Here is a 13,448-nt window from a genome sequence, read left to right as displayed (position 1 = left end):
GATGCAACGTCCTACGCGTCGAGCCAGCGCGCATCTTGGCGGTAACGAGAGCCGATGTCGAATGCGCGCAGCCGCCCCGGTGCCGTCCGCGCCCTTCGCGCGGCTATCATGTCGCCTTCCCCGATCCCGGCCCTATTGATGTCTCCCATTCGCTACAAGCAGCTCGACGTCTTCGCCGCCCGCCACGGCGGCGGCAATCCACTGGGCGTGGTCGTCGACGCACAGGGCTGGTCCGATTCGCGCATGCAACGCTTCGCGCACTGGACCAACTTGGTCGAGACCACCTTTCTCATGCCGCCGCGCGTCGACGGTGCGGATTATCGGGCCCGTATCTACACGCCGACCAAGGAAATTCCCTTCGCCGGCCATCCCACGATCGGCAGCGCGCATGCCGCGCTCGACGCCGGGCTCGTCACACCGGACGCCGCCGGCATCGTTTGGCAGGAGTGCGGCGCGGGCGTGCTGCCCATTCGTGTCGAAGGTGACGGTCCCACGCGCGAATTGTTCGTGCAGTCACCGAAGGCCCGGATCGTGGGCGATGCGTCCCGCGGCGGCGAAACGCTCTCGGCCGTGCTTTACGGGGTGAAGCTCGGTGCGCTCGCCCCGGCCTGTGTCGAAGGCGGCCGGCGGTGGTGGGTCGCGGAGTTCGCGGATGAATCGGTGTTGCGCGGCTGGCGTCCGGATCACGCGGCGATCCGCGCGCTCGCCCTCGCTACCGATACGCTGGGGCTTTGCGTCTTCGCGCGTTCGGCCGAAGGCCTTGCGGTGCGGGCGTTCCCAGCAGGCGTCGGCATCGTCGAAGATCCGGCGTCGGGTGCTGCCAACGGCCTGATTGCCGCGTATGTGGCCGAACGCGACACCTCCGGCGCGCTGGCGAACGGCTACGTGGTAAGCCAGGGGCGCGAAGTGGGCCACGATGCCCGGATCATCATCCGCATCGACGGTGACGCCGTGTGGGTCGGCGGGCGGACCAACACCATCATCGATGGGCACGTGGATTGGCAGGAGTGGGAGCCCGCCGCGTGACCGCGGCCATCTGGGTCGACGCGGATGCCTGCCCGAACGTCATCAAGGACATTCTGTTTCGCGCCGCCGAGCGTGAACAGGTGGAGGTGACGCTGGTCGCGAACCAGTGGATACGCACACCCGCCTCGCGATTCATCCGTTCGATCCAGGTGCCCGGCGGCTTCGACGTCGCCGACGACGAGATCGTGCGCCGTGTGGCGCCCGGCGATCTCGTCGTGACCCAGGACATCCCGCTGGCAGCGTTCGCGATCGAGAAAGGCGCGCTGGCGTTGCATCCGCGGGGCGAAATGTTCACCCGGGACACCATTGCCGCCCGGCTGTCGATGCGCAATTTCATGGAGGAACTGCGCGGTGCGGGCGTGGACACGGGCGGCCCTGCCGCCATGCATCCGCGCGACCGCCAGGCCTTTGCGAACGAACTGGACAAGTGGCTGGCGCGTCGCCGCACCGATCGGCCATCGGCCTAGGGAGCCCCAGGCCGGTCAGCTCAGCTTGGCGCAGATCGTTTCGACGCTGTCCGCCGAGAAATGCAGTTCCATCAGGGCTTCCTTCAACGAGTCGCGCGAATTGACCTCGCTCTCGACCTGCTCGCCGACGCTGCTCGGGGACACGTGCACGAAGGTCTTGCCGTCCTGGTACGCGATGCCTTCCTCGTAGAAGGTCTGCTTGGTCAGCACCTTGAAGGTGCCGTCGTTGGACTCACGCACCGTGACCGAGCGCCCTTCGTGTTGTCCCTCGTATACCGTTTTCCAGCTAGCCGACATGAGATCTACCCTCGTCCGCACAAAGCGTGCGGATCGATTGTCGCGGACCCGTCGGCCTAGCGATTGTGAAGACGTGCGTAAAAACGATCTAACGATTCAATCCCGCGAATCGTCCAGGTTGGCCCGGCGCGCGGCCACGCGTGCCATCGCCGACCAGTCCAGTTCGCCATCGCCAGCCGCGAGGGCTTCGAGCAACGCGTCGTGGATCACGCTGGCGAACGGCATGGGTACCCGCTCCGCTTCAGCCGCTGCACGAGCCAAGCCGATGTCCTTGAACCCCAGGCTCATCTTGAAGCCCGCCGGCGAATAAGCTTCCTCCGCAATCAAGCCGCCATACACCTGATAGATCGGCGAGGCAAACAGCGAACCGGACATCACGGCGAGGAAATCCTTCGCCGAGACGCCGTGCGCGCGGGTCAGCGTCGTCGCCTCGGCCATGCTCTCGATGGCGGCGCCGATGAGGAAATTGCCACCGATCTTCACGATCGTGGCACGCACGGGATCGTCGCCCATCGGCCACACCTTGCGCGCCAGCAGCTCGAGCAGGCCCTGCACCTTCGCCACGGCGTCCGGCTTGCCGGAGACCACGAGGTTCAGCTCGCCTGCCGCCGCCACCGTGGGACGCCCGAACACCGGCGCCGCGACGTAGCCGATGCCGCGGCGCTCATGCGCGTCGGCGAGCTCACGCGCCAGCGCCACCGACACCGTGGCGTGGTTCACGTGCACGGCTCCCTGCGGCAGCGTGTCCAGCACGCCGCCTTCCAGGATCACCTGACGCACGGCGGCGTCGTTGGCAAGCATGCTGTGCAGCGCGTCGGCACCTGCCGCGGCCTCCGCGGCGGTCGCGGCCACCTTGGCCCCCTGCTCCGCCAGCGGCTTCGCCGCATCCGCAGAGCGATTCCATACCGTCAGCGCGTGGCCACCCTTGATGAGGTTGCCGGCCATGCCGACGCCCATGCTACCCAGACCGATGAAACCGATGCGCATTGTTCTACTCCGTATCAGACGGCCAGGCCGGCGGCATGGCCGGAGGCCCAGGCCCATTGGAAGTTGTAGCCACCGAGGTGGCCGGTGACGTCGAGCACTTCGCCGACGAAGTAAAGATTCGGTTGGCGCCGGGACATCATCGTGGTGGACGAGACCTCGTCGGTATCCACGCCGCCCAGTGTGACTTCGGCCGTGCGGTAGCCTTCCGTGCCACTCGCCACCACCGGCCAGTCGGCCAACTGTGCGCCGATGGCGTTCAATTCGGCGTCACGATACTGGCGCATCGGCCGGTTGGGCAGCCAGACCTCGCAGAGGCGCTCCGCGAAGCGCCGCGGCAACAGGCTCGACAGCAGGGTCTTCAGTTCCACGCCAGGACGTTCGACACGACCCTCGCGCAGGGCCTGCGCCGCGTCCAGTCCGGGCAGAAGATCCAGACGCAAATCGGCGCCCGCTTCCCAGTACGACGACACCTGCAGGATCGCAGGACCGCTCAAGCCACGGTGAGTGAAAAGCATGGCGTCGTGAAAGCTCGCTCCCGGCACACGCGCTTCGACTGGCAAGGCTACCCCGGCAAGACCGTCGTAGCGTTCCTGGTGCTTGCCACTCAGCGTCAGCGGAACCAAGCCCGCGCGCAGCGGCAGAATGCTGTGACCGAACTGTTCCGCGAGTGCGTACCCGAATCCGGAGGCGCCGAGGCTGGGAATGGACAATCCGCCCGTCGCCACCACGAGCGATGCGGCTCGCACCTGCCCCAAAGGGGTTTCGCCGACGAAACCGTCCGTGGTGGCGCGTACGTTCGAGAGAGGACAGCTGGTTTCCACCCGGACGCCCGCCGCGGCGCATTCGTCAAGCAACATGCGCACGATCTGCTTGGAGGAGTCGTCGCAGAAGAGCTGGCCGGGCGACTTTTCATGCCACGCGATACGGTGCCGATCCACCATGGCGATGAAATCCCACGGCGTGTAGCGTGCCAACGCCGACTTGCAGAAATGCGGGTTGGCGGAGAGAAAATGCCCTGGCGTCGTGCCGGTGTTGGTGAAATTGCAGCGGCCACCGCCGGACATCAGGATCTTTTTCCCGGGCCGGTTGGCGTGATCCACGACGAGAACGCGGCGCCCGCGGCCCCCGGCCACGATGGCTGTCATGAGACCTGCGGCACCGGCCCCGACGACGAGGACGTCGTATTCCATACTGGGCTTTTCCATGTGCAAACGCACATGATACCGCCCTCGCGTAAACTCGTCCGCCGCTCCCCTCGACAAGGAACCTGCCCATGCCCTCCTTCGACATCGTCTCGGAAGTCGACACCCACGAACTGACCAACGCGGTCGATCAGGCCAATCGCGAGGTCTCCACCCGCTTCGACCTGCGCGGCACGTCCGCGAAGTTCGAGCTGGAGGAAAACGTCATCACGCAGAAGGCCGACAACGACTTCCAGTTGAAGCAGATGCTCGACATCCTGCGCGGCCGCCTCTCAGCTCGCGGCATCGACGTGCGCGCCACCGAAGAAGGCAAGGTCGAAACCAACCTCGCCGAGGCCAGGCAAAAGATCACCATCAAGCAGGGCATCGAGCAGCCTGTAGCGAAGAAGATCGTCGCCAAGATCAAGGAAGCCAAGCTGAAGGTAGAAGCGCAGATCAACGGCGAAAAGGTCCGCGTGACCGGCAAGAAGCGTGACGACCTCCAGGCCGCCATGGCGATGCTGCGCAAGGCCGACATCGACGTCCCGCTGCAGTTCGAGAACTTCCGCGACTAATCTGTGGGAGCTGCGATGGCGGCGAGAGGCCAAAGCAGAGGCCACTCTAGTGGCGAAAAGCCAAAGGCACGGTGGGAGCCAGCCTGCTGGCGAAAAGCCAACGAAGCGGTGTAGCGGCGAGGCAAGTCTCCATCGCCAGCAGGCTGGCTCCCACCCACAAGCTTCCATCGCCAGCGGGCTGGCTCCCACCGGCAAGTTCCGGAGCGATGTTGTGGGAGCCGCCATGGCGGCGAGAAGCCAACGGAGCGGCGAAGCCGGAAACTTTCGGATACGCGAAGATGGAACGGTGAGGCCGATTGCCCTCGCCGCCATGGCGGCTCCCACAGATCATGCTTCAACCGGCGGCTCCCACAGATCACGCCTCAGCCGGCGGCTCCCACAGATCGAGGCAGGCACTCCGCAACCGGCGGCGCCGCAAGGCGCGGCGACGTTATAGCCCCGCAATACGGCTGCGATTGCGGCCTTCGTTCTTCGCCTGGTACAGCGCTTCGTCGGCGCGGCCCAGCAGCGAGTTGAGCGACTCGGGGGCGCGCCACATCGCCACGCCCGCGCTGACGGTGATGCGGATGCGGTAGTCGCCATGGGCGATCACCATGTCACCCAGTGCATGGCGCACGCGTTCGGTGATGTCCAGGGCATGTTCTGCAAGCGCGCCGGGCAGGCAGAGGATGAACTCCTCGCCGCCGAAACGGCCCGCGAGGTCGTCCGCGCGACACATGGAGGAAATCACTCGCATCGTCTCGCGGATCACCGTGTCGCCGGCCAGATGCCCGAAGGTATCGTTGACCACCTTGAAGTCGTCGATGTCGATCAGCACCACACTGAACGGAATGCCGTCACTGGCGGCGCCCTGGCGCACGCGTTCGGCCTGTTCGAGGAAGCGGCGACGGTTGAGCGAGCCGGTGAGTTCGTCGGTGCCAGCGAGATGGTCGAGGCGCTCGTTGGCCGCTTTCAGGTCTCGCGTACGTGCATCGACCTGCGCCTGCAGCAACTCCGCACGCCGACGCAGATAGAGCGTACGCAGATAGACCAGGCCGAAGAAAGCGACCACGCCAAGCACGATGCCGCCGAGCAGCGTCCACGGGCTTTCGTACCAGCGCGGCGTGACCTCCACGCGCAACGATGTCTCGACAGTACGGCCATCCAGGCCGCGCGTGGTCGCGCGCAGGCGCAGCGTATACGTGCCACTCGGCAGGTTGGTGTAGATGGCACTGGGAGGAATGCCGCGCGCGACCTCGTTCCAGCCGCGGTCCAGTTCGTCGATGCGATAGGCGTAGTGGGTTTCCAGCGGGGCGCGAAAATCCAGCAGGGCGAAGTCCACGCGCAGGTTACGTCCGTCGCCCGCGATGGATACCGCCTCGCCTTCCGCGGGCATCTGGCGCAGCGGCAGAGGCTTCTCGTTCACCGATACCTGGGTCACGGCAAGACGCACGGGGGCGGTCACCGGTGCCACCCAGTAAGGCCGGATGACGGTCAGCCCGCCCAGACCGCCGAACATGAGTTCGCCGCCCGGCGCTTCGGCGGCGGCGCGGTGGATGTAGCTGGGAATGCGCAGGCCGTCGCGGATGCCGAGGTCCGCTACCCGGTGGCTGGCTGCATCGACCATCGCGACGCCATTGGCCATCGACGCCCAGATGCGGTCGTCGTGATCTACCAGCAACGCGTTGATCTTGGTGTTCGACAGCCCTTCGCGTGCGCCGATGACCCCGAAATGGAAGGGGCCGCGCGGCTTGAAGTCGTCGAGGTAGGCGATCCCGCCAAACGTGCCGAGCCAGAGCCGGTGGTGTGAATCGAACGCCATCGATCCGGTGTAGTCCTGCGGCAGGCTGGTCGGGTCGGCGGGGTCGTGACGCAGGTTCACGAAGCCGCGCTCGCCATCGTAGGAAATGCTGATGCCGCTGATGGTGGCGTACCACCACGCGTCGGGCATGCGCACGATATAGCGCACCTGGTCGCCGACCAGGCTTTTCGGGTCCGCGTCGTCGTGACGCATCTGGTTCAGCGTGCCGCGCCGGGTGTCGTAGCGGAACAGACCGTCGTAGCCACCGATCAGGATGTCGTCGCCGTCGCGCTGCATGGACAGGATCAAGCGGCCATCCAGGCTCGGGATCATCGAACTCTTCAGTTCGAAGGTATCCGGATCGATCCGCGAGATGCCTTGTGCGCCGGCCCAGATCGAGCCGTCCGGTGCCACCACGAAGGCCTGTACGTCGCGCTCGGCCTGCTCGCCGCCCAGCTGCAGGTGGTGCATGGTGCCCTTGGATAGATCGAGCACATCGACCCGGCCCATGCCCAGACCGAGCCAGACGCGTCCGCGCGGATCGACGAACACCGCATGCACGTTGGCATTCGACAGCGTGTGCGTCTCCAGCGGCGACGGCAGCACCGAGAACACCTTGCGCCCGTGCGGGTCGTAATGCGCCGCGCCCAGCTCCGTCGCGACCCAGATGTTGCCTGCCGTATCCTGGAAGATGTCGCGGGTGATGTCGCCCGGCAAGGAGGACGGCATGGCCGCGTCGTGCGCCAGCGGGCGCAGGCGGCCGGTGGAGAAGTCGTAGGTGACGACGCCCGCACCATCGGTGGCCGCCCAGAGCACGCCCTGCGGCGTTTCATGCAGCGCGCGCACCGTGCGTCGACGCGCCAGGCCGTTCTTGCCGGAGAACCCCGGAACCAGGTGTCCCTTGCCCTCCGCGTCCAGGTAGATCACGCCGGATTGTCCCGTGCCGATCCAGATCCGTCCGCGGCTGTCCTGCAACAGTGCCCAGACCTGGTCGTGGAGGATTTCGTCCACGGCCGGCTCAGCCGATCGCATGCGCTCGAAATGGCCGCCGGGACGGCGCACGAACAAGCCGTTGTCCGCGCCGGCCCAGAGGTTGCCCGCCTTGTCCTCCATGACCACGAAGGTGCGCAACAGCATGTCCGTCGCGTCGCCTGCGCGCGGCGCGGCATGGGTGATCCGGCCACTGGCCAGGTCGAGGCGATCGACGCCCCCTTCGGTGGCGATCCAGAATACGCCGGGTTCGCGCGCTCGTGCGATCGAGAAGATCTTGCCGCTCGACGAACCGCCCGGGCCGACCGGATACACATGGAAACGCATCGTGCCCGGATCGAACCGGACCAGGCCGCCGGCGTTGGTCCCGATCAGCAGGCCGCCATCGTCCAGCGGTGCGATCGCACGCACGTAGGAGTCGGGCAGCACGGCGCCGGCGTAGGAGTCCGGCTCCTGCCCGAATACCTGCATGCGGTAGCCGTCGTAGCGCACCAGGCCGCCGAAGGTGCCGATCCAGATCAGTCCGCGCTTGTCCTGCACGATGGCGGTGGTGGTCGAATGCGGCAGGCCGTCGGCGACGCTGACGGTATCGAACCATGCCGATTCGTACACCGCCCACGGATCGACGGCACCGCTGGGAGCCATCTGCGCGCTGGCAGGCAACGTGCTCAGGCAGAGGAACCATCCCGCGACAACCCACCACCATGCTCGGAAACGCGGGAAACGAGCGGGCCGCGACGGGCGGTCAGCCTGCATAGGCCATCGTCGGATCGACGTATTGACTGAATGCATCGGCACTCATGGGGCGCGCGAAGAAGAAGCCCTGCCCGATGTCGCAGCCCATATCGCGCAACCATTCCGCCTGGGCCTCGGTTTCCACGCCTTCGGCGATCGTGCGCATGTTGAGCTTCTTGGCGAGCCCGACGATCGCTTCAGTAATCTCGCGATCGGCAAGATTGGACGAGCTGCCACGCACGAACGACTGGTCGATCTTGATCGTGCCGACGGGCAGCTCACGCAGGTGGCTCAGGTTCCAGTAGCCGGCACCGAAGTCGTCGATCAGGAGATCGAACCCATGCGAGCGCAACTTCACGAGCTGGCGCAACGTTTCCTCCGGCTGGCGCATGGCGGAGGATTCGGTCAGCTCGAAGCGGATGCGCGTGGGATCCACGCCGAACGAACGCACGGCGCGATGCAGGGTGTCGACGAACGCCGGGCGGGTCAGCTCGTGCATCGACAGGTTGATGGCCACGTATTCCACGACCGTACCCGCAGCGTCCCAGGCGCGCACCTGCCCGAGTACCGAGCGCAATACGTACTCGCCTAGCGCATGGATCAAACCGGAGCGTTCCGCGATCGCCACGAAGACCGACGGCGGCACGTCGCCGCGGACCGGATGCGGCCAGCGAGCCAGCGCCTCCACACCAGCCAGGGTGCCGTCGCGCAGGTTCCGTTTGGGCTGATATTCCACGGTCAGCTCCCCGGCCTGGAGCGCCTCGCGCAACTCCACGGTGAGGGCAAGGCGCTCGCGCGCCTGCTCCAGCATGCCTTCCTCATAGAAGCGGAAGTCGGCCTTGCCGGTTTCCTTGACCGCATACATCGCGGCGTCCGCATTGCGCAGCAGCGCCGCGGCGACGTTGCCGTCCTGCGGCGCCACGGCCACGCCGATGCTGGGGCTGACCGCAACAAACTGGCCGCTCACGTTCACCGGCTTGGACACCAGGTCGAGCACCTTGCGGCAGACCCGCACGAGGTTCTCCATGCCGCCGTAGGCCTGGACCACCACCACGAACTCGTCGCCGCCGAATCGCGACACCGTGTCGCGCGCGCGGACGCTGCTGCGAAGCGACGTGGCAACAGCGCGCAGGAAGGTGTCGCCCGCCTCGTGGCCCAACGTGTCGTTGATGGACTTGAAGCCGTCCAGGTCGATGAACATGACCGCCAGCGGCTCGTCGCGGGACGAGGCAAGCGCTTCTTCCAGCTCGCGCATGAGGTACGCGCGGTTGGGCAAACCGGTCAGGGTGTCGTGATAGGCGTGGAAGGCCAGCGCGCGGCTGGCCTGTTCACGCGGGTCTTCGAGCTTTGCGTGCAGCCGCCGCCGCTGGCCGATCAGCCAGGCAATGACCACCGCCGCGAGCGAACACACCACCGCCAGGGCGACCATCCACCCGAGGCTGGCGCCGACGGTGCCGAAGCGCGCGCAGCCCGGCATGCCGCCCGGCCCAAAAACGGACCAGCGTGCGCAATTCGATACGGCCCAATGCATGCCGCTCTCGACGTCACGATGTGTCAGCACACCACGCTCCGGCCTGCGAATCTGGCGACATGCTCAAGGGTGGCGCCACCGGACCGGGGGAAGGCCGGGGCGCGATGCCACTTATCCCTTGCGTTATCGGCCACCACAGCCCCTGACTTTAATGTTTCCATCGGCTCCCAGGCACGCGCCCGGTCGCCGGTCCTCCTCGCATGATGCTGCCTCGGCGAAAAAACGCAATCTCCGCGACGGCCCGCGACCGGGCCGTCGCCGTCAGTGGCCCGGTGCGCCGAGGTAGCGGTCGAACCAGGCCAGTGCCCGCGCCAGGACATCACGCCGGCTGGCGTCGCGGGCAAATCCGTGCCCTTCCCCGGGGTAGACCACCAAGGAAGTCGGCACGCCCTGGGCCCGCAGCGCATGCCAGAATTCGAACGACTGCGGAGCCGGCGTCTCGGCGTCCCGCTCGCCGACCACGATCAGGGTGGGCGTCTTCACCTGTTTGATGAACGAGATCGCAGAGCTCTTGGCATAGACGCCGGGGTCGTCATAGACCGAGGCGCCGAAGTACGGCTTCATCCACTGGTCGATCAGGTTCTGGCCGTAGTAGCTCTGCCAGTTCGAGATACCCGCGCCGGCCACCGCTGCGCGGAATCGCGTGGTCTGGGTCACGCCGAACATCGTCATGAAGCCGCCGTAGCTCCAGCCGGTCAGGCCAAGTCGCTGATCGTCCACGGGATGGGTCTTCTCGATGGCGTCCACGCCCGCCAGCACGTCCCGGAGGTCGCCATAGCCGAAGTCCTTGCGGTTGGCCTGGACGAAGGCCTCGCCCTGCCCGTAGCTGCCGCGCGGGTTGGGCATGAAGACGAAATAGCCCAGCGCGGAAAGCGGCGCGCCGCCGTAGCCCACGCCGGGCCAGCGCGGCGTAACCGCCGCGGCAGGACCACCGTGGATCGAGACGATCATGCCGTAGCGCTTGGCCGGGTCGTAGTTCGCCGGGTAGAGCAGCCAGCCCTGGACGTCGTGGCCTTCGTTCTTCCAGGCAATGGATTCGGCCTTGCCCCAGGAGGGCTTCAGCACGGCATTGAAGGTGGTGACGGCGTTCGGCGAGGTCTTGCCGTCCAGGTCGGCTACCGTCACCTCCGCGGCCTTGTCGAACGAACTCGCCACGAAGGCCGCTTTGGCGGCGTCGCCGCTGAGGGAGAGCGACATCGACAGGCGACCGTCGCCGATCGTCATCGGCACCTCGAACAGGGTCTGCGCCGTGGCCGGACCGTTCGCGGGCAATGCATAGCTCGACACGCGACTCGCGCCCGCGGCGTGTTCGCCGACGATGAGACGATCCGATGCGGCCCAGTCAAGCCACGCCGGCGTGGTCGTGATGCCGGGCGTGACGTCCACGGGGGCGGCACCGCCCGCCGCGGGAACGGTCCAGATATCGCCGCCCGTCGATCCCTGGTCGCTCATGAGGCCGCCGATGAAGGCGATCCGCGAGCCGTCCGGCGAGAAACGCGGCACCGCGACCTGCAGATCCTTCAGCGGACCCGACAGCGTCGCGGTGTCGACGACGGTCGTGGGCTTGGCGCCCGGGGTGACGGCCTGCACGTAGAGCTTTGCCACCCACCAGTTGTTGTCGCCCGGCGGCTCGGCCGCCACATAGGCGATGCGCCCACCGTCGTTGGAGAAGCTGAATTCGTAGACGTGTAGCCCGGCCGGCGTCAGCGTTCGCACTTCGCCGCCTTCGAGCCCTACCGTGGCGACCTGCTGCACCTCGATGCCCTCGACGCCGATCTCGCCAAGCTGCGGCTTGGCCGCTGCCGTCGCGCTCGCTCGACGCGTGGCGTTGGGCACATAGAGAAACCCGAGTGCCTTGCCATCCGGCCGCCACGCCAGTCCGTCCACGTAGCCCTTGAGGTGCGTGATCCGTCGCGGCGCGGCCTTCGTGGTGATGTCCACCACGTTGACGTCGTCCTGCTTGCCCTCGTCCACGCCGGACGCCTTGCCCGCGCAGTCGGAAAGGAAAGCCAGGTGCCGGGAGTCGGGTGCCCACAGGGCCGACGTCTCGCTGCATCCCTTCGTCGCCGTGACCCGATGAGCATTGCGGCCGTCGGCATCGGCGACTTCGAGCACGGTCTTGCCGGCGGTCTTCACCGTCCAGGCAAGATGCCGCGCGTCGGGCGACAGCGACACGGATTCGATGGTGCGAACCTTGCCGAGCGCATCGAGGATCGCGGCGATGCGCGGATCGTCCGCCGACTTCGAGGTGTCGGCATGGGCAGCGCCCGCGCAAGCGAGCGCGATGGCGGCGGCGATCCACTTCGTACGCATGGTTGGCCTTGTGAGCGTGGGAAAGGCAAAACCTTACACGCACATGAACACTCTGTGTAGGCGCGCGCCGCGTGCGGGTCCGGGCGATCAGGCCAGCAGGTGACCGTATTCCGGGTTGCGCTCGAACCAGACCTTCGCATACGAACACGCCGGCACGATCTTCCAGCCCCGGGCCTCGGCAGCCTGCACGGCGAAGCGAGTGAGCAGGTTCGCAATGCCACGACCGCCGACGGGCGACGGCACACCGGTATGGGTAATCGTCATCACGTTGCCGCGAAGCTGGTAGGCCAGCTCGCAGGTGTGGCCGTCCACGACGACCTGGAAGACTTCGTTCTTGCTGTCGTGGACGATGTCCAGCGGCTTGGCGTTGTCGCTCATGCGTGTTCTCCGAAGGAAGTGAGTGGGGGCCTGACGGATACGTCGCTTGCAAGCATGCGCGAGTTCTTGCGCATGCACCACCAAGATGGCGCGACACCCTGCACGTGCCGGCGACAACGGAAGCGTACACTGCCCGCGCCGCCGGCCGTGGCGGTACTTTCCGCCGCCCAAGGACACTCCGCACGTGCTGATCATCCACGAACACGGTAAGCCCCATCCGACCCAATGGACACCGGGCATGGGCAAGCCGGATGCGCCCCTCTGGATAGACCTGCTGGATCCCACCGAAGACGAACGCCGCTGTGCTGGTGAGAGCACCGGCCTGCGCGTGCCCGAGCGCAGCGACCTGACGAGTCTGGCGCTGTCGAGCCGCATCCGCACCGACGACGATGCGATGTATCTCTCGATTCCCTACTTCGCCGACACGACCCGCGCCCACCAACCGACGCCGGTCGGCATCGTGGTGACGAACCACATACTGCTGACCTTGCGCTTTGCGGATTCGCCCGCCTTCCAACTCGCCAACGACAGTTGCGCCGAACATCGCTGGGAATCCAGCGCCGATGCGCTCGCCACGTTGATCGAAGCGGTCGTGAATGTCGCCGCGAAGCGCATGGAAGACGTCTCGGCCGACCTCAAGAAGCTGTCGGATCGCATCTTTACGCCCGAACGCCTCGGCACGCCGGCCCTGCGCAACTGCATGCTCGAAGTGGGGCGGCTCGAAGGCGAGCAGGCGCGCAATCGCTCGTCGATGCTCGGCGTGCAGCGGATCGTGTCCTTCCTTCGCGCCAAGCAGCCGGACTGGATGTCCGATGACGTCGCCGTGCGCCTGCGCGTGGTAGAGCACGATCTGCGCACGTTGGACGAGTTCGACGACCAGCTCACCAACAAGCTGCAGTTCCTGCTCGACGCGAGCCTTGGCTTCATCAGCACGGACCAGAACCATGTCATGAAGGTGCTGACGGTGACTTCGGTCGCGACGATCCCCCCGGTGATCCTCGCCGGCATCTGGGGCATGAATTTCAAGGACATGCCCGAACTGACCTGGCCGCACGGTTATGCCATCGCCCTCGCCGCCATCCTGATCAGCATTGTGTTGCCGGTGCTGTTCTTCAAATGGAGGGGCTGGCTCGATGGCGACTGACCGGCCTACCTCAGCCTTTCATTATTGTGAAGGCCAGAAAACGT

Annotated in this window: 11 protein-coding genes; 4 read left to right on the top strand and 7 right to left on the bottom strand. The window is 66.4% G+C overall.

Annotated elements, in window-relative coordinates; genetic code table 11:
• The first annotated feature begins 138 nt into the window (after positions 1–138).
• Together BT115_RS01610 and BT115_RS01605 are read left to right on the top strand one after the other, a co-directional pair.
• Positions 139–1,026: a PhzF family phenazine biosynthesis protein gene (locus BT115_RS01610; RefSeq protein WP_072322187.1), complete on the top strand. Its 888-nt coding sequence runs from the start codon at positions 139–141 to the stop codon at positions 1,024–1,026.
• Positions 1,023–1,493, top strand: coding sequence for a YaiI/YqxD family protein (locus BT115_RS01605; protein WP_083527237.1), 471 nt, complete (start codon positions 1,023–1,025; stop codon positions 1,491–1,493). The genes BT115_RS01610 and BT115_RS01605 overlap by 4 nt, the downstream gene beginning before the upstream one ends.
• Before the next feature lie 15 nt (positions 1,494–1,508).
• On the opposite strand, the gene BT115_RS01600 is transcribed toward BT115_RS01605, so the two are convergent.
• From BT115_RS01600 to BT115_RS01590, 3 genes are all read right to left on the bottom strand, one after another.
• Positions 1,509–1,790, bottom strand: a complete 282-nt coding sequence (locus tag BT115_RS01600; protein WP_072320807.1) for a hypothetical protein — start codon at positions 1,788–1,790, stop codon at positions 1,509–1,511.
• Positions 1,791–1,886: 96 nt separating this feature from the next.
• Positions 1,887–2,777, bottom strand: coding sequence for an NAD(P)-dependent oxidoreductase (locus BT115_RS01595; protein ID WP_072320806.1), 891 nt, complete (start codon positions 2,775–2,777; stop codon positions 1,887–1,889).
• A gap of 14 nt (positions 2,778–2,791) precedes the next feature.
• Positions 2,792–3,967, bottom strand: a complete 1,176-nt coding sequence (locus BT115_RS01590; protein ID WP_072320805.1) for an NAD(P)/FAD-dependent oxidoreductase — start codon at positions 3,965–3,967, stop codon at positions 2,792–2,794.
• Positions 3,968–4,050: 83 nt separating this feature from the next.
• Between BT115_RS01590 and BT115_RS01585 the strand changes: the two genes are divergently transcribed.
• Positions 4,051–4,533: a YajQ family cyclic di-GMP-binding protein gene (locus BT115_RS01585; protein WP_072320804.1), complete on the top strand. Its 483-nt coding sequence runs from the start codon at positions 4,051–4,053 to the stop codon at positions 4,531–4,533.
• Positions 4,534–4,963: 430 nt separating this feature from the next.
• On the opposite strand, the gene BT115_RS01580 is transcribed toward BT115_RS01585, so the two are convergent.
• The 4 genes from BT115_RS01580 to BT115_RS01565 form a co-directional block, all read right to left on the bottom strand.
• Complete coding sequence (locus tag BT115_RS01580; protein WP_083527236.1) at positions 4,964–8,059, bottom strand: ligand-binding sensor domain-containing protein; 3,096 nt, start codon at positions 8,057–8,059, stop codon at positions 4,964–4,966.
• The gene (locus BT115_RS19015) at positions 8,049–9,599 is read right to left on the bottom strand and encodes a putative bifunctional diguanylate cyclase/phosphodiesterase (RefSeq protein WP_083527235.1); all 1,551 of its coding nucleotides are present in this window, start codon (positions 9,597–9,599) and stop codon (positions 8,049–8,051) included. The genes BT115_RS01580 and BT115_RS19015 overlap by 11 nt, the downstream gene beginning before the upstream one ends.
• Positions 9,600–9,830: 231 nt before the next feature.
• Positions 9,831–11,882: an alpha/beta hydrolase family protein gene (locus BT115_RS01570; protein ID WP_072320801.1), complete on the bottom strand. Its 2,052-nt coding sequence runs from the start codon at positions 11,880–11,882 to the stop codon at positions 9,831–9,833.
• An 87-nt stretch (positions 11,883–11,969) separates the two neighbouring features.
• On the bottom strand, positions 11,970–12,260 hold the full coding sequence (locus BT115_RS01565; RefSeq protein WP_072320800.1) for a GNAT family N-acetyltransferase: 291 nt from the start codon (positions 12,258–12,260) through the stop codon (positions 11,970–11,972).
• A 184-nt stretch (positions 12,261–12,444) separates the two neighbouring features.
• Between BT115_RS01565 and BT115_RS01560 the strand changes: the two genes are divergently transcribed.
• The gene (locus tag BT115_RS01560; RefSeq protein WP_177257346.1) at positions 12,445–13,404 is read left to right on the top strand and encodes a CorA family divalent cation transporter; all 960 of its coding nucleotides are present in this window, start codon (positions 12,445–12,447) and stop codon (positions 13,402–13,404) included.
• The last annotated feature ends 44 nt before the right edge of the window (positions 13,405–13,448 follow it).

It is taken from the genome of Luteibacter sp. UNCMF366Tsu5.1 (assembly GCF_900119235.1).
In the GTDB taxonomy this organism is placed as follows: domain Bacteria; phylum Pseudomonadota; class Gammaproteobacteria; order Xanthomonadales; family Rhodanobacteraceae; genus Luteibacter; species Luteibacter flocculans.
Note: the sequence above shows the minus strand (reverse complement) of the source record. Positions and strands in the feature narration are given on the sequence as shown.